Source organism: Corynebacterium sp. USCH3 (assembly GCF_037619475.1).
Taxonomy (GTDB): domain Bacteria; phylum Actinomycetota; class Actinomycetes; order Mycobacteriales; family Mycobacteriaceae; genus Corynebacterium.
The window spans coordinates 280086-304472 of sequence record NZ_JAQPZT010000005.1 but is presented as its reverse complement, the minus strand read 5'-3'; the positions used below and the strand labels follow the sequence as shown (position 1 = coordinate 304472).

At 67.3% G+C, this 24387-nt stretch carries 19 protein-coding genes and 1 pseudogene; 5 read left to right on the top strand and 15 right to left on the bottom strand.

The window, feature by feature from the left end; all coding sequences use genetic code 11:
* Positions 1 to 10: 10 nt before the first annotated feature.
* Together PQI66_RS12480 and PQI66_RS12475 are read right to left on the bottom strand one after the other, a co-directional pair.
* On the bottom strand, positions 11 to 1762 hold the full coding sequence (locus PQI66_RS12480; protein ID WP_339998729.1) for an FtsX-like permease family protein: 1752 nt from the start codon (positions 1760 to 1762) through the stop codon (positions 11 to 13).
* A complete protein-coding gene (locus tag PQI66_RS12475) occupies positions 1759 to 1968 on the bottom strand; it encodes a hypothetical protein (RefSeq protein WP_339998727.1) in 210 nt (69 codons plus the stop codon). Before PQI66_RS12475 ends, PQI66_RS12480 begins: the two co-directional genes overlap by 4 nt.
* On the opposite strand from PQI66_RS12475, the gene PQI66_RS12470 reads away from it, so the two are divergent.
* Together PQI66_RS12470 and PQI66_RS12465 are read left to right on the top strand one after the other, a co-directional pair.
* Complete coding sequence (locus PQI66_RS12470) at positions 1944 to 2867, top strand: sensor histidine kinase (RefSeq protein ID WP_339998726.1); 924 nt, start codon at positions 1944 to 1946, stop codon at positions 2865 to 2867. The two genes, PQI66_RS12475 and PQI66_RS12470, sit on opposite strands and share 25 nt — an antisense overlap.
* A pseudogene (locus tag PQI66_RS12465) lies at positions 2860 to 3546 on the top strand (response regulator). Before PQI66_RS12470 ends, PQI66_RS12465 begins: the two are co-directional and overlap by 8 nt.
* Here PQI66_RS12465 and PQI66_RS12460 read toward each other — a convergent pair.
* Positions 3528 to 3908, bottom strand: a complete 381-nt coding sequence (locus tag PQI66_RS12460; RefSeq protein WP_339998725.1) for a hypothetical protein — start codon at positions 3906 to 3908, stop codon at positions 3528 to 3530. The pseudogene PQI66_RS12465 and the gene PQI66_RS12460 sit on opposite strands and share 19 nt — an antisense overlap.
* A 139-nt stretch (positions 3909 to 4047) precedes the next feature.
* Between PQI66_RS12460 and PQI66_RS12455 the strand changes: the two genes are divergently transcribed.
* Entirely contained in the window at positions 4048 to 4665 is a 618-nt protein-coding gene (locus tag PQI66_RS12455; RefSeq protein WP_339998724.1) for a hypothetical protein, read from the top strand.
* Between the two features lies 1 nt (position 4666).
* Here PQI66_RS12455 and PQI66_RS12450 read toward each other — a convergent pair whose 3' ends face one another.
* From PQI66_RS12450 to PQI66_RS12440, 3 genes are all read right to left on the bottom strand, one after another.
* On the bottom strand, positions 4667 to 6316 hold the full coding sequence (locus tag PQI66_RS12450) for an ABC-F family ATP-binding cassette domain-containing protein (protein WP_339998723.1): 1650 nt from the start codon (positions 6314 to 6316) through the stop codon (positions 4667 to 4669).
* A gap of 166 nt (positions 6317 to 6482) precedes the next feature.
* The gene (locus PQI66_RS12445) at positions 6483 to 7364 is read right to left on the bottom strand and encodes an AraC family transcriptional regulator (RefSeq protein ID WP_339998722.1); all 882 of its coding nucleotides are present in this window, start codon (positions 7362 to 7364) and stop codon (positions 6483 to 6485) included.
* Positions 7365 to 7453: 89 nt separating this feature from the next.
* Positions 7454 to 7918: an SRPBCC family protein gene (locus PQI66_RS12440; RefSeq protein WP_339998720.1), complete on the bottom strand. Its 465-nt coding sequence runs from the start codon at positions 7916 to 7918 to the stop codon at positions 7454 to 7456.
* 163 nt (positions 7919 to 8081) lie between these two features.
* Here PQI66_RS12440 and PQI66_RS12435 point away from each other — a divergent pair, with 163 nt between their 5' ends.
* A complete protein-coding gene (locus PQI66_RS12435) occupies positions 8082 to 8402 on the top strand; it encodes a hypothetical protein (protein ID WP_339998718.1) in 321 nt (106 codons plus the stop codon).
* A gap of 4 nt (positions 8403 to 8406) precedes the next feature.
* Here the strand turns inward: PQI66_RS12435 and PQI66_RS12430 are convergent, their stop codons facing one another.
* The 3 genes from PQI66_RS12430 to deoC all read right to left on the bottom strand — a co-directional run bounded on the left by PQI66_RS12430 (position 8407) and on the right by deoC (position 12727).
* On the bottom strand, positions 8407 to 10239 hold the full coding sequence (locus PQI66_RS12430; protein ID WP_339998716.1) for an ABC transporter ATP-binding protein: 1833 nt from the start codon (positions 10237 to 10239) through the stop codon (positions 8407 to 8409).
* A complete protein-coding gene (locus PQI66_RS12425; protein ID WP_339998714.1) occupies positions 10236 to 11993 on the bottom strand; it encodes an ABC transporter ATP-binding protein in 1758 nt (585 codons plus the stop codon). Before PQI66_RS12425 ends, PQI66_RS12430 begins: the two co-directional genes overlap by 4 nt.
* A gap of 77 nt (positions 11994 to 12070) precedes the next feature.
* On the bottom strand, positions 12071 to 12727 hold the full coding sequence (deoC, locus tag PQI66_RS12420; protein ID WP_339998712.1) for a deoxyribose-phosphate aldolase: 657 nt from the start codon (positions 12725 to 12727) through the stop codon (positions 12071 to 12073).
* A 489-nt stretch (positions 12728 to 13216) separates the two neighbouring features.
* Between deoC and PQI66_RS12415 the strand changes: the two genes are divergently transcribed.
* On the top strand, positions 13217 to 15139 hold the full coding sequence (locus tag PQI66_RS12415; protein ID WP_339998710.1) for an acyltransferase family protein: 1923 nt from the start codon (positions 13217 to 13219) through the stop codon (positions 15137 to 15139).
* A 22-nt stretch (positions 15140 to 15161) separates the two neighbouring features.
* Here the strand turns inward: PQI66_RS12415 and PQI66_RS12410 are convergent, their stop codons facing one another.
* The 6 genes from PQI66_RS12410 to PQI66_RS12385 all read right to left on the bottom strand — a co-directional run bounded on the left by PQI66_RS12410 (position 15162) and on the right by PQI66_RS12385 (position 24386).
* Entirely contained in the window at positions 15162 to 15737 is a 576-nt protein-coding gene (locus PQI66_RS12410; protein WP_339998708.1) for an NADPH-dependent FMN reductase, read from the bottom strand.
* A 73-nt stretch (positions 15738 to 15810) separates the two neighbouring features.
* Positions 15811 to 17841, bottom strand: coding sequence for an OPT family oligopeptide transporter (locus PQI66_RS12405; protein WP_339998706.1), 2031 nt, complete (start codon positions 17839 to 17841; stop codon positions 15811 to 15813).
* A 129-nt stretch (positions 17842 to 17970) separates the two neighbouring features.
* Positions 17971 to 19563, bottom strand: a complete 1593-nt coding sequence (locus tag PQI66_RS12400) for an MFS transporter (protein ID WP_339998704.1) — start codon at positions 19561 to 19563, stop codon at positions 17971 to 17973.
* A gap of 106 nt (positions 19564 to 19669) precedes the next feature.
* A complete protein-coding gene (locus PQI66_RS12395) occupies positions 19670 to 22270 on the bottom strand; it encodes an ABC transporter permease (protein ID WP_339998702.1) in 2601 nt (866 codons plus the stop codon).
* Positions 22271 to 22275: 5 nt separating this feature from the next.
* The gene (locus PQI66_RS12390) at positions 22276 to 23031 is read right to left on the bottom strand and encodes an ABC transporter ATP-binding protein (RefSeq protein ID WP_339998700.1); all 756 of its coding nucleotides are present in this window, start codon (positions 23029 to 23031) and stop codon (positions 22276 to 22278) included.
* A 116-nt stretch (positions 23032 to 23147) separates the two neighbouring features.
* Positions 23148 to 24386: a metal-dependent hydrolase family protein gene (locus PQI66_RS12385; protein WP_075816252.1), complete on the bottom strand. Its 1239-nt coding sequence runs from the start codon at positions 24384 to 24386 to the stop codon at positions 23148 to 23150.
* Position 24387 lies beyond the last annotated feature (1 nt).

Sequence of the window (24387 nt, the reverse complement as noted above, 5' to 3'; positions counted from 1 at the left end):
CGCCCGTCCGTCAATCACCGGCGACCACCTGCACCGGAGGTGGTGCGATGGCCCGTCGCGTCGCCACCACCGCGGTGACCGCCGTCAGGACGAACGCCAGCACGGTGATACCCGCCAACAGTGTCCAGGGGATGGCGATGACGGGCGTCCCGTATATCCGGGCGGTCGCACCCCACAGGCCGACCAGGGACAACACCGCCGCTACCGCACCCAGGACGAGTCCGATCGTGGTCGCCGCCAACGCCTCCACCACCGTCACACCCTGAACCTGCGCTCGGGTGAATCCAGAGAGTCGCAGTGCCGCCAGTTCCGGCCGCCGCTGACTGATCGAGATCGCCAGGGTGCTCAACACACTGATCAGGGCGTAGATACTGCCGAGTCCCACGATCGCGAGCATCACCGCCCGGTTCTCGCTGTCCGACGTACTCCCCTCCTCTGACGCCAGATCCGCAGGCGCCTGAACCCCGGAAACCCCGGCGTTCTCCAACGCCGCCGTGACCGCATCTGTGTCCGCCCCCGGCTCCACCTGGATGAGCAGGGTGGTCTCCCTGTCCAGGAGCTCCGGTTCCGTGAGCGACAACAGCGCCCGGTCAATGTAGAAGCCGTCCGTCCCCGCCAGGGTCTCCGCCATGCGGGCAGCCTCCCGCAGGACGACGGGCTCACCCGCGATGTCGACGGTGATCTGGTCCGGATGTCCCCGGACAGCAATTCCCTCAAGCCCCGGTCCGAGCACCACACTGTCGGGACCGAAGTCAGCGACGTCGCCGGTGTCGGGGTGCTGGCGGTGGGTTTCCCTGAAGGCGTCCGGATCGACGGCGACGACCGTCCCGGGCCCATACGTCGTCACGCCACCGTCGGTCAGCTGGACGTTGAGGGGAACCACGGTCTCCGGGGCAGCCAGTGACACACCGTCGATGCCCCTCACCTCAGTGACGACGTCCCGGCTGCCTTCCGCCCCGGGTACGGTACCCAGGAGGTCGGCATCGAGGAGGCGGGAGGCTTCCGTCTCTGCGGCCTCGGTCTGCGTGTCGAGGATTCCCTGGAGCCCCATGACGAGACTGACCAGCACAATCATCGGAGCGGCGCACGATGCTGTCCGGCGGACGGCATCCCGGAGATTCGCGACGGCGAGACCGGCGAGCACAGAGCCACTCAGCCCCGGCAGCAGCAGAAGCAGGCGCGCCACCGCCGGGACCAGCAGCGGTGCCAACTGGCTCATCGCGACCGACGCGGTCACGACGATCCCCAGCCCCAGGAGCAGAGGGATCAACACCCCACCGACGACGACCGAGAAGGCGACCTGCACACCGGTCAACACGGCCGCGAGCACCGCGACCATCCATCGCCGGACCGTCATGACCCGCTGATCGGCCGGACTACGGCGGAGTGCATCCAGTAGACTGATCCGTGTCGCCCGGCGCGCCGCTCCCCACGCTCCCACCAGGCAGACGGCCACCGCAGCAACGAGGCCGAGCACCAGCACCCCAGGCCGCACCGGCGTCTCCAGCCAGTCGGGGAAGGTACCCAGTCCCGCAAGAATCCTGCTCTGGACGACCGTCAGCCCGAGACCGACAATCGCGCCGAGGACAGCTCCCGGCACGGCGGTGAGCAGGGCCTCGGCCAGGAGGAGCCGCCGTATCTGCCGACCGGTCACTCCCCCGAGCCGCAGGAGGGCGAGGTCTCCCCGGCGCTGGTCGACGGCAAAGGTCACGGTGGACCCGACCACGAAGACCGTCAGGAAAGCGCCGAGCATGACCGTCATCCGGTCAGCGTGCTGGCACCTTCCGCGGCCTGGTGAAAGTCCTCCACCTGCTCCGGAGGAACGGTCTCCGGGACCGCCGCGCCCTCCACGCCGAGAATGATCGTCATCCCTGCGTGAATGATCGCCACACCGATCGTCACCGCGAGCACCGTCCCGATGAAGAGCTGCCACCGGTCGGCGAATGTCCGTGCCGCGAGCCCGGTCATCGTCCCGTCTCCAGGTCTGCGAGTGTGGCGGCGATCTGACCGGCGTCGGCACCGTTCAGGGTGCTGATGATGCGACCGTCGCGGCGGTCATCGGACCGTTCACGGTCACGACGATCCCCCAGTCGCTCACGGCTACCGCACTCGCGGCGGTGCTGTTCACCGCACTCGGCGTCGTCGCTCCCCGACTCGCCCACGCCCACGCGTCCTTCGCCGTCCAGATCCTGACCCGGCCAGAGCAACGCCTGCACCGTGACCTCTCCACCACGAGCAGGTCGCGCTCACGGCTGGTGCGCGCCTTCGACGTCGAACGCCGACGCATCGAGCGGGACCTTCACGACGGGGTGCAGCCAGAACTCATGTCGGTGAGCATGGCCCTCGGACTCGCGCTGGACGAGATGCCGCCCGGCGCGCCGGGGCGGGAGGACGTGCTGCGCGCGAAGGAGCAGGCGGGCAGGACGCTGGAGACGATGAGAGGTTTCGTGAGGAACATCCACCCCCAGGTGCTCACCGACCACGGGCTCGGTGCCGCGGTCAAGGAGCTCGCGGACTCCTTCACCCTGACGGTCACCACCGAGGACGAACTCGGTCCACGGCCGTCGGCGGACGTGGAGTCGAACCTGTACTTCTGTGTCGCAGAACTGCTGGCCAACGTCGCCAAGCACAGCGGTGCCGACCAGGTCGCCGTCAGGCTCCGCCGTGCGGACGGGGACCGTATCCAGGTCAGCGTCCGGGACGACGGGACGGGTGGTGCCGGGGCACGGCGCCACGGTGGCAGCGGGCTCGACGGCATCGCCGACCGTGCCGCCGCATTCGACGGGGACGTCGTCATCGACTCGCCCCCGGGAGGCCCGACACTCATCACCGTCACCGTCACCACGGAGGGAGAAGATCATGTCTGAGGCCACGCCGTACCGGGTCGTTGTCGCGGAGGACAACACGCTGCTGCGGGAGGGCCTCCAGATCCTGCTGGAGCGCAACGGGTTCACCGTGGCCGACGCGGTCGGCGACGCCGGGGAGCTCCTCGAAGCGGTCCACCGGTGTTCGCCCGACGTGGTCATCACGGATGTCCGTATGCCACCGGACTTCCGGTGCGAAGGGCTTACCGCAGCAGTCCACCTGCGCAGAGAACAGCCGGGCCTGCCGGTCGTCGTGCTCAGTTAGTACATCGAACAGAGCTACGTCGCCGACCTGCTGGACAGCCCCGGAGGCCCCGGCGGTAGTCGCGGTGCCGGCGTCGGGTATCTCCTGAAGGACCGGGTCAGCGATGTCGCAGAGTTCGCCGACACCGTGCGCCGCGTCGCTGCCGGGGGCACAGCGGTCGACCCGGCCGTCATCAGCCAGCTGATCAATCGACGACAGAACCCACTGGAGCGGCTGACCCCCCGGGAACGGGAGGTCCTCGGTGTGATGGCGGAGGGGCACTCCAACGCCTCGATCGCGCAGCGCCTGTTCATCTCGGACGCCGCGGTCGTCAAACATATCGGCAATATCCTGATGAAGCTGGACCTTCCGCCGGACGACGGGCGCAACCGCCGCGTGGCCGCGGTGCTCGCCTATCTTCAGGGAGCGGTCCGCTGACCGTCGACCATGACCTCGACGCCGTCGGGCACGGTGATGGACCAGTTGGCCTCGCAGTAGCCGATGACGCTCCCACCGCAGGGGGTGTCCAGGGTCAGCTCGTCATCGGAGAGTGACCATGCCGGGGTCTCCGGTTTCTGCCCCATTGTCCGACTGCTGACGTCGACGGTGACTTCCCCGTCCGCATCCGTCGATTCGACGACATTGACGGGCTGATTCTTGTTGCCGTGGACCACCCAGAGCTCTGAGCCGGTGAAGGGGAAGGACTCCTGCTCCGAATGTTCGGATGCCCCACACCCCACCAGGGCGAGAGTGCCGACCAGAGGGACGAGTGCGAATGCCGTGCAGAGTGTTTTCTTCATGCTTCACAGTTCATCGTGCCTGGCCACGAGTCTCCATCCACTGACACTGTCTATTGCCGGTAGGGGTAGCCCTACGATCAGGAGTAGTGTTGCTGAGGAAACTTATTCTGGATGAATCCGCGACACTGGAGAGTGCCCTGTGAAAGTCAGAAGGAAATCTACTGCCCTCGCGCTGGCCACCGGTGCGGCACTGATCCTGAGTGCGTGCGGTGGGAGCGGCGAGGCCGAGGAGTCGTCCGCCGCGCCGCGCGCACAGGGAGCATCGGCGTCGGAATCCGCCGCTGCCACATCTCAACCGCCTGCGTATCCGACGACGGAGGATCCGGAACACTATGCCGTCGACAACGGTGGCTACATGTTCACGCTTCCCGACGGTGGGGTCTGCTCCATCGACGGTGCTCTCAATGACGAGATCGGGTCTGACTTCGCCTGCCTGCTCACACTGGAGGAGCCGATGGAGACCGAAGACGGCGAACCCACCTCCGGGCTCGAGTACCGGGACACCATGTTCGCCCCGAGTGCCGCGCTGGCGGATCCGCAGCTCCAGCAGGAGTTCTCCGGGTCTGACGCCGAGGTTCTCGGTCCGCAGTCCGAGCTCACGGTCGGCGGCTTCCGGATCACCGTGGAGACCGAGGACGAGTACGGCTTCGGCGGCAAGGGAGGAGGCGACTTCTTCGTCGCGGTACAGCACGTCACCAGGTTCTGGACGCCCCGTCCTGACTGGGTCCCGGAGCCGAACTTCCCACCGATCGGCTGACCTACAACTCCAGCCGCTCCCCGCGCCACCGCTGCCGCAGCCATGCGTCGTGGGAGGCCACGACCACGGCACCCGGGTAGGCGGGGATCGCTTCCTCCAGAGCGGTGACCAGGGACAACGACAGGTGGTTGTCGGGTTCGTCCAGCAGCAGGACGTCCGGCGGTGCGGCGAGGAGCACCGCCAGCGCGACACGGCGCTGCTGCCCCAGACTGAGTTCCCCGAGCGGCCTCGACTCGTCCCTCGGGTGAATCAGTCCGAAGGTCGACAACGGCACCGTCTCCGCGAGTTCGTCGCCGAGCAGGTCACGGTAGGTGCGCTCCACCGTCCTGCCCGGGCCACGTCCGGCGGGGTCAGGCAGTTCCACCTCCTGCGTCAGGTGGCCCACGCTCACCCCGGCGGCACCCACCGTCCCGGAGGACGGGGGCAGCGCCCCGGCCAGCACTTCCAGCAACGTCGACTTCCCGGAGCCGTTGGGGCCGGTCACCAGCAACTTCTCGTCACCGTTGACCGTAAGGGAGGTCTGCCCCAGACGACCGGCGACAGCCACTTCCGAGGCAACGAGAACAGGTCCCGTCCGCTCCTCGGTGCCCTTGCGGCCCGCCGCCGTGAGCCCGGTGAAGGTCAGCTCCTCCGGTGGTTTGCGGACCTGCGACTCCTCCAGCTTCTCCAGCCTGGAGCGCGAATCGTTGACCCGGCGCGACACGACCTTCGCGTTCCGGTCGCCGTAGAACTTCTGTGCCATGCGCGTTTCTGTCCGGGGCTTGAAGTTCACGTGCCCGACCTGGTGGTTGTCCCGCACTCCCGCGCGCAGGCGCTTCAGCTCCGCCTGTTCATCGCGGTACTGGCGTTCCCACCGCCCCCGGACGTCCCGCCGGGTGGCGAGGTAGTCGGTGTAGTTGCCGGTGTACCGGGTGACGCCACCGTCCACACCGACCTGCGAGGGCGCGGGGTCCAGGTCGATCAACGAGGACGCCGCATGGTCGAGGAACGCGCGGTCGTGGCTGGCGAACAGGACCGGCCCTTTCCAGGTGTTCAGGACACCGGCCAGGTACCGTGTCGCAGCGTCGTCCAGGTGGTTCGTCGGTTCGTCCAGCAACAGGATGTCCGGACGGTTCAGCAGCAGCCACGCCAGCGACAGGCGGGCACGTTGGCCGCCGGACAACTCCCCGGTACGGCGTTCCTGCGGCACCGCGGCCAGGCCGAGGCCGGCGAGCGTAGCCGAGATACGGGCGTCCGTCTCCCACACGTCGAGACGTTCGGCGACGTCCAGGGCCGCTGCGTAAGCCTCCGCATCGTAAGGGTCCGCCGCCTGTTCCAGCGCGGTTGCAGCCCGCCGCTCAGCCGCGACGGCGGTCTCCAGTGAATCGCGGACGGTCTCGTCGTCCCGGAACGGGGCCTGCTGGTGCAGGAGTCCGACACGCGACTGCCCGACGTCAACCGTCCCGGCCGTTGTCGCACCGGTCGGCAAAGAGCCGTGAACTGCGTGCAGCACGGTGGATTTCCCCGACCCGTTTTCGCCGATCAGGCCGACACGTTGCCCGGGCGACACAGTGAAGGAGATATCGGTGAGAACACGGGTTCCGGCGATCTGGACGGACAGGCCGTCCACGCAGAGCGGGGACACCGATGAGACGGGGGATGGCGTAAACATGAGGAACTCCCTGAGTGGAGAAAAGGTGTGTCCCGCCGGGCAGGTGACGACGCCTCAGGCGCAGGACGATTCAGGGGTTCTACTTCCGCATGTCCTCGAACCTAGCAGCGGTGGCGCGCACCTGCAAGAGACTCGTGCATCGACGACCACCGTCCGTTCACGACGTTCACACCTCCCGCGGTGCCACAGGGAACCAGAGTTCGCAGGTTGCGGTAGTGAAATCCTCGTCGTGCCCCAGCGTCGACACCAGGGACGGCCCCGGGCGCAGTTGCCACGGGTTCGAGGGGAACCAGTCCGTTGCGGTCGCGGCCCACATCGTCTGCAGCGACTCAGGGAACGCTCCAGAAGAACGGAACACCACCCAGTCCCCCGCAGGCACCGTGATGAGGTCCAGATCGTCCGGCAGGGCCGCGTCTCCGGTGACGGCCACGCCGTGCATGTACGTCAGTTCCGTTCCTTCGGCCGAACCCGGTGCGACGTCGTCGTTGACAGCGAGAAGGCCGGTGGGCCCCTCTCCATGGGTGTCACCGAGTGCATGGAGACGACTGTGGGTCTCTGCCGACAGTGACTCCGTGAACTCCGCGATGTGCGGATTCACACCTTCGTAGATCAGCGGGACCCGCGTGGCATGCCCCACGAGACGGATGGTGGGTCGGTTGATTATTCGGGCGTCCATACGACTGCTCCCTTCGACGGTCAGGCGGAACCTGAGTTGCTGTTGTGTGCGAAGGGGGCCGCCCGTGCGACGTACCTCGGTAGGGCCGATGCCGTGGACAGCGCGGAACGCTCTCCCGAATGCTTCCGCCGAACCGTAGCCGTACCGCACGGCGATCGACAGCAGATCATCACCACCGAGGACGTCACCTGCGGCAACCGTCATGCGACGCCGACGAACGTACTCCGACAACGGCATCCCGGCCAGCGACGAAAACATGCGCCGTAGGTGGTACCCGGTGACACCGGACGAACGGGCGACGACGGTGATGTCGACATTCCCGCACAAGTTTCCTTCGACGTAGTCGACGAGCCGGTTCAGGTCATTGATCACGGTTGACCTCCTTCGACTCTCATGCTGCCGCTCGGGGACCAGTCTGCGCCCGACTTCTGCGGACCGTTGTCGTCAGATGTGGACCGAGGTCACCCCTCGAGGATCTCCTTGATGCTCTGCAGGGTCTCGGTGATGCCGTAGGTGGCGGCGTCGCGACGGTCCGCTTCCTGGGCAGGGGCGTCATCACCGAACTTCTGGCGGAAGTACGCCTCGCCCTCCTTCGTGAAGGTGGTGAACTCCGTGAGCACCGTGGCATCCTCCCGACGGTTCACCGGTTCCATCCGGAAGCCCCACCTCGTTCCGCTGGAGGTGACCCGCCAGGAGAACTCCTGCCCCGGACGGGCGGAGGCAACCTCGGAGACCGTCGACCACTCCCGCTCCCCTCTGCGGTTGTGCCCGGTGAACCTCGCCCCTTCACCTCTGTCATCCGAGTCCCATTCGGCGCGGTAGCACTGGGCGCTCCACTCTCCTGTGCGCGTGACGTCGCTGACGAGGTCGAAGACCTCCGACGGGGCGGCGTGGACGGTGACGGAGTCGCTGATCTCATAGGCCATGGGTCTCAGCGTAGCTCTCCCGCCCACACCTGCTACCGAAGTCCTGGTGTGCGTGACACAATCCGGGTCGTCGTGCCACGACATGCCGGATTGTGTCACCCACTGCAGCGCGGTAGGGCTGAATGTACGGCTACGCACAGAATCTGACGACAGGAGACCACCCGTGATGCACTACAAGATGATGAACGAGTACACCGTCGACTGGCCGTTCTGGAACGTCTGGGCCACGACAAACGAACACCCCTACCTCTGCGCGGAGGAGGACCCGCCACTGCCGTATCTTCCGGACGAACTGTCGCAGGAGATCCGCCGGTGGGCGCGTCAGTTCAATGACTACTTCAGCTGGGAGACCGGCTGGCCGTCCGGCGACATCGCCCGCGCCCACGAGGAGGAGGGGCGACGCCTGCACGCGCAGGTCGTCGCCGCCTTACCCGAAGACATCGTCGACCTGGACTACTGGGAGACCAGCGTCGCAGGTCGTTGAGGACCTACACCGCACCACCGGCGGCGAACTGGCTGCGGTACAGCTCGGCGTAGGCACCGTCGGCCTCGAGGAGCTGGTCGTGCGACCCCTGCTCCACGATCGAGCCGTCGACCATCACCAGGATGCGGTCGGCGTCGCGGATCGTCGACAACCGGTGCGCGATCACGAAGGACGTGCGCTGCGCACGGATCGCGTTCATCGCCTTCTGGACCAACACCTCGGTGCGGGTGTCCACCGACGAGGTGGCCTCGTCCAGGATCAGAATCTCCGGCTCCGCCAGGAACGCACGCGCAATCGTGATCAGCTGGCGCTCACCGGCGGACACCGACCCGCCGTCCTGGTCGATGACGGTGTCGTAGCCCTCCGGCAACGCGTGGACGAACCGGTCGACGTACGCGGCCTTCGCCGCAGCCTTGACCTCGTCGTCGGTGGCGTCCAGACGCCCGTAACGGATGTTCTCCAGGATCGTGCCGTCGAACAGGACGGCGTCCTGCAGCACCATGCCGGTGCGTGAGCGTAGCTCGGCCCGGCTCATGGTCCGGGTGTCCACCCCGTCGACGAGGATCGCACCCGAGGTGACCTCGTAGAACCGCATGATCAGGTTCACCATCGTGGTCTTGCCCGCACCGGTGGGCCCCACGATCGCGATGGTCTGCCCCGGATCGACCTCGAGGTTGAGGTCCTCGATCAACGGGGTCTCCGGCGAGTAACCGAAGGACACCTCACGGAACTCCACGCGGCCACGCTCCCCGGTGGGCGACGAGTCGCCCTCGGCGTCCGGGTCCTGCTCCTCGGCGTCCAGGAGCTCGAAGACCCGCTCGGCCGACGCCACACCGGACTGCACCATCGTCATCATCCCGGCAAGCTCGCCGAGAGGTTGGTTGAACTCACGGGAGTACTGGATGAACGCGGTCGCCGCGCCCAGGGTCATCTGCCCGTTCGCCACCCGCAGCCCGCCGAAGACGGCGATGACCACGTAGCTGAGGTAGTTCAGGAACTGCATCAGCGGCATCATCATGCCCGACAGGAACTGGGCCTTCGCGCTGGCCTGGTAGAGCTCCTCGTTGCGCTCGTCGTAAGTCACGGACATCTCGTCCTGGCGACCGTAGGCGACGACCAGGTCATGGCCGGTGAAGGACTCCTCGACATGGCCGTTGACCTTGCCCGTGCCGGCCCACTGCGCGCCGTACTGCTTCTGCGCCCGGGTACCGACGATGCCCACGACGATCGCGGTCAACGGCAGGGCCAGCAGCGCGATGATCGCCAGCTGCCACGACACCCGGAACATCATCACCGTCACACCGATGATCATCATCGCCGAGTAGGCGAACTGGCTGAGCGCCTGCTGCAGTGCCTGCTGGACGTTGTCGACGTCATTGGTGGTGCGCGACAGCAGGTCACCGGTCTGCCGGGAGTCGTAGAAACTCAACGGCAGCCGGTGAACCTTGCGCTCCACGTCGGTACGCAGCTCCACGATCACCGCCACGACGATCTTGTTGAGGATGTAGCCCTGCGCCCAGTTGAACACGCCGGCGACGAGGTACATGCCCAGCACGATGCCGATCAACCGTCCGAGCTCGGTGAAGTCGATGCCGGCCCCCGGCTCGTTGTTCCACACCGAGAGCACACCGTTGTAGATCACGTCGACCGCGTCGCCGAGCACCTTCGGCGCGTAGACGGTCAGCACCACACAGACCACCAGCAGGACGAACACCCACGTCAGCGCGATCTTGCGCGGCGCCATGAGCGCCACCATCCGCAGGGCGGACGGCCAGAACGCCTTCGCCGAGCGCGGCGCGGATTCTCCGCCACGGTCAGCCACTTCTGTGTCACTCATCGCTGCGCCTCCATCTGCGACTCGACGATCTCCCGGTAGGTCGCACTCGACTCCAGCAGGTCGTCATGGGTTCCCCGGGCAACGATGCGCCCCTTGTCCAGCACCAGGATCTGGTCGGCCTCACGCACCGTCGACACCCGCTGCGCCACCGTCACCACCGCGGCATCGCGGGTCATCGGGTGCAGCGCCGAGCGCAGCGCAGCATCGGTGCGCACGTCCAGCGCCGAGAAGGAGTCGTCGAAGACATACACCTTCGGCGCCGCGACCAGAGCACGGGCGATACACAACCGTTGGCGCTGCCCACCGGACACGTCCGTGCCGCCCTGCGCGATCGGCGAGGCCAGCCCCGCCGCCTCCCCGTCACCGCGGCTGCGCACGAACCCGTCGGCCTGGGCGACGCGCAACGCCTCCCACAGCTCCTCGTCGGTGGCACCTGTACGTCCGAAACGCAGGTTGGACGCCACCGTCCCGGAGAACAGGTACGCCTTCTGCGGCACCAGCCCGACATAGCGGGCCAGGTCCTTGCGCGGCATCGACGCGACCGGCACGCCGTCCACGACCACCTCGCCCGAGGTCGGCGCGAACAGGCGCGGAATCAGGTTGACCAGCGTGGTCTTGCCTGAGCCGGTCGCTCCGATCACCGCGGTGGTCTCACCGGGACGCACGGTGAAACTGATGTCGGTGAGCACCGGGGCGTCCGCACCCGGGTAGGTGAAGGACACGTCACGGAACTCCAGTTCGCCGCGCACCGTCGCCGGCGACTCCGTCCTCACCGACGGGTCCGCCTCCGGCTCGACGATGGACGGTTCGTGGACGAGCACGTCCTGGATACGTCCGGCACACACGATCGCGCGCGGCAGCATCATCGCCATGAACGAGCCCATCATCACCGCGACGAGGATCTGCAGCAGGTACTGCATGAACGCGGTGAGGGAACCGACCTCGATCGCGCCGTCGGCCACCCGGTGACCGCCGAACCACAGCACCGCCGCCGTCGCCGCGTGCAGCACCAGCATGATCACCGGCCCCATCAGCACGAACACCCGGCCGACACGCTCGGACACCCAGGCGACGGCATGGTTGGCGTCCTCGAACCGCTTCGTCTCGAACTTCTCGCGGACGAATGCCCGGATCACGCGGATACCCGTGATCTGCTCACGCATGACACCGTTGATCGCGTCGATCCGCTCCTGCATCGACCCGAACAACGGCACCAGCCGGGCCACCATCGCACCGACGATGACCAGCAGCACCACGACAGACACCCACACCAGCCACGACATCCCGGCGTCCTCACGCAGGGCCATGACGATGCCGCCGACACACGTGATCGGCATGGTCACCATGAAGCTGAGGAACATGACGAACACCATCTGCACCTGCTGCACGTCATTGGTGCCGCGGGTGATCAGCGTCGGCACACCGAAGGTGCCCATGTCCTGGGAACTGAACCGGTCGACGCTGCGGTAGACGTCGCGCCGGATGTCCCGGCCCACCGACATCGCCAGGCGCGCGGCGCACCACGTCGCGGCGACGGCGGTGATGACCTGGACGAACGCCACGGCGACCATGATGCCGCCGGTGGACCAGATGTAGCCGATGTCTCCGAGGGACACACCCTTGTCGATGATGTCGGCGTTGAGTCGGGGAAGGTAGAGCGTCGCGAAGGTGGAGACGGTCTGGAGGATGAGGACTGCCACCAGCAGCCCCGGGTACTGTCGGGCGTATCTGCCCACGAGCCGGAGTAATTGCACCCGGACAGTGTAGGCGATTATATGGCTGACCTGCCAGGAAGCATGCCCTCAGCGGGCCAGCGACCAGAGACCGAGGGTCAGAACAACCCGGCCTCGTCGAGGATCGCGGTGGAGGCCGACAGTCCCAGTCGCGTCGCCCCCGCGGCGACCATCGCCTCGGCCGCCTCGAGCGAGCGGATCCCCCCGGAGGCCTTGATGCCGAGACGCCCGCCGACGGTTTCGTGCATCACCCGTACCGCCTCCACCGACGCCCCTCCGGCCGGGTGGAATCCGGTGGAGGTCTTCACGAAGTCCGCGTCCGCCGCCTCCGCGCACCGGCAGGCGGCGACGATCTCCTCGTCATCGAGTGCGGCAGACTCGATGATCACCTTGAGCACCCCCGGCGCCGGGACCGCGGCACGCACAACCGCGATCTCCCTGGTCAGTTCATCGAACCGTCCTTCTTTCACCAGGGCCAGGTTGATGACCATGTCGACCTCGTCGGCACCGTCCGCCACCGCGCGTGCTGCCTCGGTCGCCTTCACGTCGGGCTTCACCGCGCCGGACGGGAAACCGACCACCGTCGCGACATGCACACCCGAGGGCGCGTCCACCGGCAACTGCGACGGCGAGACGCAGATCGCGTAGACACCAAGTTCACCTGCCTCCGCGACGAGGCCTACCACGTCGGCGGACGTGGACTCCGGCTTGAGCAGGGTGTGGTCGATCAGGCGGGCGAGTTCGGTGCGCTGCATGGTGTGCAGCTTACCGTCCGTTCCAGCGCCCGACGCGGACGTCCTAATCTCACAAGGATCCCCGCTTCTGACGAAACCTTGTGAGATTAGAGGTCGTCTAAATTAACAATCCGCAGGTCGCGGAGAATACAGCCGGGGGTATCGGGAGCACTCCCCACAGGCTTTGGGTCGTACTGGAGTGCCGACTACCGTTATGACGTCACCACCGTCGTCACCGGAAAGTCCCCTTCTCGCGCAATGACCACCAGCTTCCGCCCGTCCATCGTCCTCACTGCCCCGGGCGGTGCACCACCGGCGCCCGGGATCCACCCGGCTCCCCCGTCGTCCGTGACGACTCCCGAGCCCTGTCGACGGGTCGAGCCCATCGTCCTTGCCGCACCCACCGCCCCGCCCCCGGCGCCCGCATTCGCGGACATACCCGCTCCGCCGGAACCCTCCCCCGAGCCAGAGACATCACCAGAGCCATCACCAGAGCCGACACCAGCCCCGGTGATCGCCCCGCCACCGCCGGCCACGACAGTCCCCGCCGCCGCTCCCCTGAAACCCGGGCGCATCCGGCGGGTCACCGGGCTCGACGGTCTACGTGGCATCGCGGTGCTCGCCGTCGTCGTGTACCACTTCTTCGGTGACGTCCTACCCGGCGGCTTCCTCGGCGTGGACGTGTTCTTCGTCCTCTCCGGCTTCCTCATCACCTCGCTGCTCGTCCGCGAGATCGGCGCAACCGGCGGCATCAACCTCAAGGAGTTCTGGCGTCGACGTGCCCGACGCATCCTGCCCGCGGCGGTCACCGTCCTGCTGGTATCCACGGCGGTGGCCGGGATCATCGGCGGAGATGTCGCCGTCGCCCTGGTGCCGCAGTTCCTCGGGTCGCTGTTCTCGGTCAACAACTGGGTGCAGATCGCCGAGTCGAACAGCTACTTCGCCGGGACGACGCCGCAGATCTTCATGCACTACTGGTCCCTGGCGATCGAGGAGCAGTTCTACGTGCTGTGGCCGCTGCTGCTGCTCGCCTGCCTGTGGTTCTCGCGGCATGTCGTGCGCAGGAACCGCATCGGACGCACCGCCGGCCCGTTCCGTGTCGCGACCGTCGTGGCGACGGTGCTGGGCATCTCCTCGCTGGTCGCGATGATCATCCTGCACGACCCGGACACCGACCCGTCCCGGGTCTACTTCGGCACCGACACCCACGCCTTCGGCATGCTCGCCGGGGTGGTGCTGGCGCTGGTGACGACGTCGGCCAGCAGTTCGTCCACGGACTCCTGGCCCGCCTTCTCCCCTGCGACCGGGTCGCGACGGTCCGCCGCACTGGCGTGGGCCGGCGGGACGCTGGCACTGGTGGCGCTGGCCGTGATGTTCCTGCTGCTGCCGGACACCGACCCGTTGACCTACCGTGGTGGGCTGTTCCTGGCCTCACTGCTGTCCGTGGCGTTGATCGCGACGTCACTGCGGGAGGCCGGCCCGGTGGCGGGACTGCTGCGGTGGCGTCCCCTGCGGTGGTTCGGCGAGCGGTCCTTCAGCCTGTACCTGTGGCACTGGCCGGTCGTCGTGTTCGCCGGCACCCTCATGCAGGAGCCGGGGTCGGACGTCCCGGACTGGGCCGTCGGTGCTGTCGCCGTGGTCGTGAGCCTGGCGCTCACCGAAGCGTCCTACCGGTGGGTCGAGACGCCGCTGCGGCGCAACGGCTACCGCAGGACGCTGCAGTCGCTGGGCACAACGAAACTGCTGGCCGTACCGGTCGCCGTGCTGGCAGTGACCCTGCTGGCGGGGTCGGCACTGGGTCAGAGTCCGGCGAAGTCGGAGCTGGAGACCCAGCTGGAGGAGATGGCGGAGTTGCAGGACTCACCTGCCCCGGCACAGGACGGCCCGGTACCGCCATCCCCGCCACGAGCAGCAGGGCTGCCCGCCGGCTCCGAGATCACCGCGATCGGCGACTCGGTGATGCTCGCGTCGACCCTGTCCCTGCAGCAGCGCTTCCCGGGGATCACCATCGACGCCGAGACGTCGCGCCACTACACCGGCGGCGAGGGGCCGATCGGCACGATGGCGGCGAACGGGTCCCTGGGTGAGTACGTCGTCCTCGGCTTCGGGACGAACGGGCAGGCGTTCGACGGCCAGCTCGACCGCATCGTCGAGACCATCGGCCCGGGGCACAAGATCGTCCTCGTGGTGCCCTACGGCTACGTCGACGGTATCGCGCCGGCCGCGCAGCAGACCCTCGACTACGCCGCGTCCCACCCCGACATCTACCTCGCCCCGTGGTGCCAGATGGCGCTCGACCATCCGGACTCCCTCATCGGCGACGGTGTCCACCCCGCCGACGCCGGCCAGTCCTACTACGCCGACGCGGTCGAGAAGGGGCTGCGGCAGGCCGTCGCCGAGAAGCAGGACGCCTCGATCAGCTGCGCGATGTAGACGTCCTGCGGGAGAACCCCTGCTAGCCGACCATCTGCGAGGTCAGGCGGTCACGGACGACCGCGAAACCCTCGGCCCAGGCGAGCAGGTCCTTGAGAAGTCCCGTGAACGGTGCCGTGGACGTGTCCTGCGGGGCGAACTCGCCGTCGACGACGTCGGTGAAGATCGAGAAGGACGCGGTGTCGCGCACCGTCGCGGCGCGGAAGTTGGCGAACACCGAACGCCAGGCCTCGACGGCCCGTACGCCCTTGTCCGCGCCGTAGGAGACGAAGGCGACCGGCTTGTGGGCGAACTCGGAGCCGACGAAGTCGATCGCGTTCTTCAACGGGCCGGGCACACTGTGGTTGTACTCCGGGGTCACCACGATGTAACCGTCGAAGGGCTCCAGTGCCGCGCCCCAGGCCTTGGTGTGCTCGTTGGCGTACTTGTGGGCGCCGCCGGGGATTTCCTCGTCGAGTACGGGGAGATCGTACTCGGCGAAATTGACCACGGTGCTGTCGACGTCGGCGGCGTCGAGCTGCTCCTTGACCCAGGCGACCACCTGGGGGTTGAAGGCGCCGGGACGGGTGGAACCTGCGATGATGCCGATGCTGGTCATGACTGGTCTCCTTGGTGAGAAAGGGGTTCTCTGTTGCTCTACCGCTACGACGCTACCATAGTTGACACGTCAACTACTTCGCCGAGGGGACGCCCGTAGCCGACTCGTCCGCCTCGGCCGCGCGGGAGGACCGGGACGAGCGTGCCTGCACCCAGCGGTACACGCCCAGGATGATGCCGACGAACACCAGCGCACCGACCCACTGGGAGGGGCCTGCCCACCCCTCGGGCATGATCGCCAGGGCGTCGGAGTCACCGGTACCGGCGATGATGCCGGCGTTCAGCACACCGAACAGACTCTCACCGACGATCAGGCCCGTCGCCCCGAGCACGCCGAGGCGCTTCGCCGAGGTGGCGTTGGCCCGTCCGTCCGCCCACCGGTTGTAGAACCAGCCGAGGAACGCACCCAGCGGGATGATCAGCGTGAGGCTGATCGGCAGGTACATGCCCATGCCCACGGCCAGTGGCGGCAGTCCGAAACGCTTGCCGGACACCTGCCGTACCACCTCGTCGACGACGATGACACCGATGCCGATCAACGCGCCCAGACCGATGAGACCCCAGTCCAGCGAGTCGCCGAAGATTCCTTCGGCCACCGAGGACAGCAGACCCGCCTGCGGCGCGGCCAGCGCGTCCGGCCCGGCACCCGGGGTGCCGGCGAAACCGAAGGCGGTCGCCATCAGGCCCATCACCGGCGGGATGATCAGCGAACCGAAGACCACACCGATGATCAGGGCCGTCTGCTGCTTCCAGGGCGTGGCCCCGACCAGCTGACCGGTCTTGAGGTCCTGCAGGTTGTCGTTCGAGATCGTCGCGACACCGAAGACCACCGTCGCGGTGAACAGGGTGTAGGCCACCAGGGCGGTGGGGTGCCCACCGTCGTCGTTGCCGGTCACTAGCTTGATCAGCAGGGCCGCGAGCAGCACCACGATGACACCGACACCGGAGATCGGGCTGTTGGACGAGCCGATCAGGCCGGCCATGTAGCCACACACCGCGGCGATGATCAGACCGAGCAGCAGCACGAACAGGATGCTCAGCGTGATCAGCGATCCGGTGTGGTGGCTGACCCCGGTACCGCTGAGGAAGGACCACAGCAGCCAGCCGATGGGCAGCATCAGCACCAGGACGCCGATCACGAGCACCTTCACCGGGATGTCGCGTTCGGTCAGCGCGACCTGCTCGCCCTGTCTACGGGCGCGGGACGCCGCCAGCGACGCGGCGATCCCGCGGACGACCGGGCCGATGATCTTCAGCAGGGTCCAGACGGCGGCGATCGCCATCGCCCCGGCGCCGACGAAACGGACGTCGCCGGCGAAGGTGGTCGAGACCACCTCGGAGATGTCCCCGACCGACGGCACCGCACCGCTGGTGAAGGTCGGCAGCAGGACCCCGAAGGAGATCAGCAGACCGACGATCATCGCGATACCCACCGTCGGGCCGACGAGGTGGCCGACACCGATCAACGCCAGCGACAGGCTGGACCCGACCATGGTGCCGCCGGCGCCGACGCGGAAGGTCGCGGCCAGTTCACCGGCGGTGACCTTCAGTGCTGACAGCAGCGACATACCGGCGGACGCCAGGCCACCGACGACGATGGCGCGCAGCCCGTCCCGGTTGTCCTGGTTGGAGGAGCCTGAGGCGTCGGAGGGGTCGTCATCACCGACCTTGAGCACCTCGGCCGCCGCGACACCCTCCGGGAACGGCAGGTCAGAACCGGTGACCAGGGCCCGACGCAGCGGGATCGAGTACAGGACTCCGAGGATGCCGCCGATGAGGCAGACCAGCATCGTCGTCCAGTACGGGAATCCGGTCCACCAACCGATCATGATCAGGCCGGGCAGCACGAAGATGATCGCCGACAGGGTGCCGGCGGCGGACGCGATGGTCTGCACGATGTTGTTCTCGGTGATGCTGTGGTTCTGCAGTCGGCGCAGCACCGCCATCGAGATCACCGCGGCCGGGATCGAGGTGGCGAAGGTCAGACCGACCTTCAGCCCCAGGTACACGTTCGCGGCGGTGAACACCAGGGTGATCAGGCCACCGAGGATGACTGCGCGGACGGTAAGTTCGCGGATCGGGGAGACAGTGTTGGTGTCGGCCATGTCGTTGGCTCGCTTTCACGGACGTGACAGCGCCGGGTTTTCGCCGTGGGCCCGGCACCGTGGACGTCATAGGTTCAGTTGTGGGACCTGTGAAACTCTAGTCGCCGGCCCGACAGATACAACAGCGGGCTATGTATTCTTTCGCTGACCTAAGCCGACACCAGCCGACACCGTGTCACGGAACTCCTGCTCGATGGTTTCCAGGGTCTTGTCCTTGGTCTCCGGGACCAGGCGGTAGACCCACACCAGGGCGATGAGCTGCAGACCGACGAAGATGAACACCGTGGGACCGAACCCGATGGCGTCCATGAGGTACGGGAAGAACAGGGCGACGCAGAAGTTGACCGACCACTGCACCCCCGCCGCCAGGCCCATGGCCTCGCCGCGGACGCGCATCGGGAAGATCTCCGACATGAAGAGCCAGGTCATGGCGCCGACAGCGCACTGCATGATGCCAACGAAAGCCACGATGGCGGCCAGAATGATCCACTTCTTCGCCTCGACGTCGTCCGGCACGAGCATCGACACCGTCCCCATGAGGGTCAGTGTGATGACTGTCCCGGTCAGGCCGCTCATCAGCATCCGACGCCGGCGCACCCGGGAGTTCAGAACCATCGACAGCACCATGCCGATCACGCCCGCAATGCCGATCAGCAGGTTCACGGTGAAGGCGGTGTTGCCCTCGAAGCCGGCCTGCGTCAGGATCGTCACCCCGTAGTACTGGATGACGTTGATCCCGGAGATCTGGTTGATCACCGCCATGCCGAAACCGATGAGCATCACCCGCCGCATCCACGGTTCGGCGAAGAGGTCGCGGAACCGGCGGGACGACGCCCCGGCATCGTGGTCGGCGAGGGTGCGCACGCCCTCGACGTCACCGGAGACCGGGTGGGTGATCTCGTCACTGTCGGGACGGGGCGCGTCCCCGCCGTAGCGTGAGGTCTCGTAGTCCGGTGAGCCGTAGACCTTCTCACGGATGGTGCGCAGGGCGTTGAGCATGTCCTCGATGCGACCGTGACCGGCGAGCCAGCGCGGGGACTCAGGGACGATCGTCATGCCGACCCACAACGCGATGGCCGGGACCAGGCAGATCGCCAGCATCCAGCGCCACGTCCCGCTCTCCTCCGCACCCCCGGCACGCGCGATGAGCGCGTTGAAGCTGAAGGCGAGGAACTGGCCGAAGACGACCATGAACTCGTTCTGGTTCACCACGCGTCCGCGCAGGTGGGTGGGGGCGAGCTCGGCAAGGTAGATCGGGATGATGCCGGAGGCGGACCCCACGGCGACACCCAGGACCATGCGGCACAACATCAGGACCACCCAGGACGGCGAGAGGACCGATCCCAGGGAGCCGAGGATGAAGACCACCGCGACGATCGCGATGGTGCGGTGGCGACCGATCCGGTCGGCGACGCGGCCGCCGAAGATCGCACCGAAGATCGCACCGAACTGGAGCGCGGAGGTGACGATCCCCTCGTAGCGTTCCTCGAGCCCCAGGTCCGCGGTCATCGACGGGAGCGCGCCGTTGATCACCCCGGTGTCGTAACCGAAAAGCAGCCCGCCCAGGGACAGGACGGTCACCGCCGCCCAGAAACGACGGTTCGGCGGGCCTGCCTTCGGTGGCGGTGGGCCCGCCCGCAGCGCCTTGCGTTCAGCGCTGCGGGTCTGTCTGGCGTCCCGGCGGGCGTCCCGCCGGGACTGTCGCTCGGTGCTGTCGTGCACGGTGGGCCACTCCTGTCACTGATGTCACTGAATAAGAATTAGGAACTAATCCTTAACCCGACAGCAGTGCCGGGTATTCCGTGACCCGCGACACCCCGCCCACCGTTCAGTCGGCGATCGCCTCCAACGGCTTCACCCGCGACGCCTTCACCGCGGGCCAGGCTGCAGCGACCACGCCGACCACCCCCGAGGCCACGACCATGCCGACGACCTGACCCCACGGCACGGCGGTCTCGGTGAGGCCCTCGCCGGCCAGCACCTCGAGGAACGCCCAGCCCAGTCCCAGGCCGACGACCACGCCCACCAGCGCACCGTAGAGCGAGATCTGGACGGCTTCCAGGGTGATCATGCGTCGCACCTGGCCGCGCAGTGTGCCCACGGCGCGCAGCATCCCGATCTCCTGACGCCGCTCGATGACGTTCAGCGCGAGGGTGTTGATGATGCCGAGCACCGCCACGATCACCGCCAGGGCCAGCAGCGCGTAGAGGACATTGAGCATCTGGTCGATGAGGACGGCCTGCTCGCCGGCGTACTCCTCCGGGGTCAGCACCTGGACGACGATCTGGTCGGCGGTGGCGGCCTCCAACCTGTCGCGCAGCGTGTCGGTGTCGATCGACCCGTCACCGTTGACGAAGACGGCGTAGAGGTTCGCCGAGGCGCCGGTGCCGAGCTGCGCAGCCAGCGGCTCGAGTGCCGACCAGGACACAAGATGCTGACCGAAGAGCTCGTTGGGTTCGTAGGTGCCCTGCAGTGGCGCCTCACCGATCTCGCGCTCGGCGCCGTCGGGCATGCGGACGGTGAGGGGCAGCTCGTCGCCGACCCGCCACCCTTCGGACGCGGCGACCTCCTCGTCCGCGATGACACCGGGGGTGTCCAGGGAGATGTCGCCGTCGGCGGCCACCAGCCCGCCGGACACGGTCGGGTCGCCCTCGATGACGCCGGTGCCGCCACTGAATCCGCCGACCGTGACCGGCAGGAAACCGAAGCCGGCGGCCGCCTCGACCCCGTCGGTGTCGCGCACAGCGTCCAGGGCTGACTGCGGCACCGGGAAGGCACCGTTGGACGGCCCGGAGAGGACGTAGTCGGACTGCACGGAATCGCCGATGAAACCGCTGATGGACGCCTTCATGGATGCGCCGAGCATCCCGATGCACGCCACCAGTGCCACACCGAGGGTCAGGGCGAACGCGGTGGTCGCCGTACGCCGGGGGTTGCGTCCCGAGTTGGTGGCGGCAAGCCGTCCGACCTGCCCGAAGGGTGCCCCGACCACTCCCCCGATCCCACGCACCACGGGGATCGAGAGGGCCGGCGACAGCAGGAACGTCCCCAGGACCACACCGAGTGCACCGACCCCGACCAGTGCCGCGCGCGGCCCGGTGTCGGACCCGCTGAGCAGGACTCCGACCAGCGCGGCCGCCACACCGGCGAGGAAGAGGACGACACCGACGGTGGTGCGCCCCCGCAACGGGGACCCGGACGACTGGTCGCCGGAGCGCATCGCCTCGACCGGACGGACTGCACCGGCACGCCGGGCCGGGGCCCACGCCGAGAGGACGGTGACGATCACACCGAGGACCAGCGGCAACAGGACGGAACCGACGGTGACCTCGACGCCGGTGTTCGGCAGCCCCGCCCCGGTGGACCCGATGACGGCGTAGATGACCTGGGTCAACCCGATGCCGGCGAGGACACCGAGCAGGGAGCCGATGACGCCGACGATGACCGCCTCGAAGACCACCGAGACGGTGAGCTGCTTCGAGGCGACCCCCAGCGAGCGCAGCAGGGCGAACTCACGCATCCGCTGGGCGACGATCATGGAGAAGGTGTTGGCGATGATGAACGTGCCGACAACCAGCGCGATGAGGCCGAAGGCGATGAGGAAGTAGTTGACGAAGCTGAGTGCCTCGTCGATCTGCGCCGCCTGCTCCTCACCGACCTGGGCACCGGTCTTGACGTCAACGTCCCCCAACTCGGGATGGTCGGCGGCGAGACTGTCACTGACCTGGGATGCGAGAGCCTCGGGGCTGGTCCCCGGGGCTGCAGCCAGGGAGAACTCGTTGCCCGTGGTGCCGTCGGTGAAGGTGTCGACGAAAGCGGGTTCGTCCATCATCACGCCGAGGAATCCACCACCGTCGATGTCGATGTCGTAGATGCCGGAGATGGTGACGGGGTGACTGCCCGAGGTGTCCACGACGGTGAGTTTCTGCCCGACAGCGAGGTCATGGGACTCCGCGGCGGTGCTGTTGACGGCGACTTCGTCGGGACCACGGGGCGATGTGCCGTCGACGATGCCGGTGTCGGGACCGACGGCGTCGCCCGGCTCGTACCAGGGCATGGCGAAAGCGGGTGCCCCGCCGGTCTGCAGGGTCTCCCGGGTGCCGTCCTTCTCGGTGGCCACGACGACGGTCACCTGGTCACTGAGGTTGACCCTCTCCACACCGGGGATCTCGGCAAGGTCGTCGCCGAGATCAAGTGGCAGGGACGAGCCGGACTGCGGGGCGGAGACGACGACGTCGATGCCCCTGGTGGTGGACTCGGTGAGCGTGTCGAAGGTCTTCTGCAGCGATGAGGTGAACATCAGTGAACCGGCGATGAAGGCGGTGCCCAGGACAACGGCCAGGACGGTCAGTACAAGGCGGATCTTGTGTGCGGCGAGATTGCGGAGCGACACGCGCCGCATGGTGGATGCGGAGGATGCAGCGGACATGGTTCCTACAGCCCTTCGATGCCGGTCATCGTGGTGAGGATCTGTTCCACGTCCGGGTCACGGAGTTCGTGGACGATCCGCCCGTCAGCGAGGAAGACGACACGGTCGGCGTAGGCGGCGGCCTTGGCGTCGTGGGTGACGATGACGACGGTCTGGTTGTCCCGGTCGACCGCGGTACGCAGGATGTCCAGGACCTCCGCCGAGGAGTTGGAGTCCAGGTTGCCGGTGGGCTCGTCACCGACGATGATCTCGGGACGTGCCACCAGGGCCCGGGCACAGGCGACGCGCTGCTGCTGTCCACCGGAGAGTTCGGAGGGCCGGTGGCCCAGCCGGTCGGTGAGACCCAGTCGGGAGGTGATCTCCCCGAACCATTCCTTGTCGACGTTGTCCCCGGCGATGTCGATGGGCAGGGTGATGTTCTCCGCGGCGGTGAGGGTGGGCACCAGGTTGAACGACTGGAAGATGAAGCCGAGCCGGTCGCGGCGCAGCGTCGTCAGCGCCTTGTCGCCGAGACCGGAGATGTCGGTGTCACCGAGGAAGGCGGAGCCGGACGTCGGGCTGTCCAGACCGGCCATGCAGTGCATCAGGGTGGATTTGCCGGAACCCGACGGCCCCATGATGGCGGTGAACTCACCTGCGGTGAAGTCGACGGTCACGTCGTCGAGCGCGGTGACGCGGGTGTCACCCGCGCCGTAGGTCTTGGTCAGGCCCTCGGCACGGGCGGCGGAGCGTGCTGTTGTCGGGGACGGCCGGGAATCCACTGGTCTGGTCCTCTCTCACGGTGGGGAGAACGGTTCTCCCCAATCTCTACCTCCTGAGGGTAGAGCCTGGACCCCGGTTGCACCTCCGGGAAGACCCTGAGATGTGTCCCTGATCCTCAGCGGCCACCCTCGACGACGGCACCACCCTTGATGACATGACGTAGGTGGCGGTCCGGGTTGGTCAGGACGGAGATATCCTGGACCGGGTCACCGTCGACGATGAGCAGGTCGGCGTGCGCACCGTCCGCGAGTGTGCCGATCTCGCCGTCCAGCTTCAACAGCCGGGCCGCTGTGCTGGTCGCGCTACGGATGACGTCGATCGTCGGGATAACTTGGGCACGGATGCTGAACTCGTCGAGCTGACGGTACTGGAGGTCACCGAGAAGGTCACTGCCGTAGACGATGTTGACGCCGGCCCGGTAGGCCTTCTCGAGGTTGTCGACTGCCGCCTCACGGACTTCATCGAGCTTCTTCAGCGATACCGGTGACAGTCCGGATGCGTCGCCTGCCTCGTACATCGCCTGATAGGTGATGATGGTGGGCACCAGGTAGGCGTCGTTCTCCACGAGCAGGCGAATCGACTCGTCGTCGATGAGGTTGCCGTGCTCCACACAGCGCACACCCTCTTCGAGCGCCTGATTCACCGCCCGCGGATGGTAGGCGTGCACGGTGACGTAGCGGTTGTGGTTCTCCGCCTCGACGACCGCGGCCCGAACCTCCTCCCTGGTGTACTGGACAGCCGAGATCTCGTCGGAGGGCGAGGCGACGCCGCCGGACACCAGAACCTTCAGGTGGTGGGCGCCCTTGCGGAACTCATCGCGGGCAGCATGTCGGACGGCATCTACCCCGTCGACCACCCGGGCGAAATCTGGTTTGAGCTGGCAGCACCCGCAGGAATCATCGGTCAGGGGACTGAAGTCGCCGTGCCCACCCGTCTGGGAGAGGGCTTTACCACCGAAGATCAGTCGCGGACCGGGCATGAGCCCCTCGTCCAGTGCCCGGGCCATGCCGTAGTCGGCGCCTCCCACGTCCCGGACGGTGGTGAAACCGCGTCGCAGCATAGCTCCGGCGGACGTCAACGCGCGCACGGTGGTGTACCCCGGGGACCAGTTCGCCCGCTCGGCGTTGTCAGTGCTGGTCACCATGATGTGTACATGGGCATCGACCAGGCCCGGCATCACCGTGGCTCCGGCGGCATCGATCACGGAGATACCGTCGTCACGGTTCCCGGAACTCGGCGGTTCTCCTGTACCGCTGGCGGTGATCCGCCCGTCCTCGATCTCGATCCAGGCGCCCTGCTGACGTTCACCTGTCGCAGGTTCCAGAGTGTGTGCGTTGATGATGCGGGTAAGCATG

Bases quoted from the DNA above. Each gene is read 5' to 3' on its own strand.
- PQI66_RS12480 (WP_339998729.1), bottom strand. From the start codon at position 1,762: ATGACGGTCATGCTCGGCGCTTTCCTGACGGTCTTCGTGGTCGGGTCC.
- PQI66_RS12470 (WP_339998726.1), top strand. From the start codon at position 1,944: ATGTCCGTGCCGCGAGCCCGGTCATCGTCCCGTCTCCAGGTCTGCGAG.
- PQI66_RS12475 (WP_339998727.1), bottom strand. From the start codon at position 1,968: ATGACCGGGCTCGCGGCACGGACATTCGCCGACCGGTGGCAGCTCTTC.
- PQI66_RS12460 (WP_339998725.1), bottom strand. From the start codon at position 3,908: ATGAAGAAAACACTCTGCACGGCATTCGCACTCGTCCCTCTGGTCGGC.
- PQI66_RS12450 (WP_339998723.1), bottom strand. From the start codon at position 6,316: ATGTTTACGCCATCCCCCGTCTCATCGGTGTCCCCGCTCTGCGTGGAC.
- PQI66_RS12440 (WP_339998720.1), bottom strand. From the start codon at position 7,918: ATGGCCTATGAGATCAGCGACTCCGTCACCGTCCACGCCGCCCCGTCG.
- PQI66_RS12430 (WP_339998716.1), bottom strand. From the start codon at position 10,239: ATGAGTGACACAGAAGTGGCTGACCGTGGCGGAGAATCCGCGCCGCGC.
- deoC (WP_339998712.1), bottom strand. From the start codon at position 12,727: ATGCAGCGCACCGAACTCGCCCGCCTGATCGACCACACCCTGCTCAAG.
- PQI66_RS12410 (WP_339998708.1), bottom strand. From the start codon at position 15,737: ATGACCAGCATCGGCATCATCGCAGGTTCCACCCGTCCCGGCGCCTTC.
- PQI66_RS12405 (WP_339998706.1), bottom strand. From the start codon at position 17,841: ATGGCCGACACCAACACTGTCTCCCCGATCCGCGAACTTACCGTCCGC.
- PQI66_RS12395 (WP_339998702.1), bottom strand. From the start codon at position 22,270: ATGTCCGCTGCATCCTCCGCATCCACCATGCGGCGCGTGTCGCTCCGC.
- PQI66_RS12385 (WP_075816252.1), bottom strand. From the start codon at position 24,386: ATGCTTACCCGCATCATCAACGCACACACTCTGGAACCTGCGACAGGT.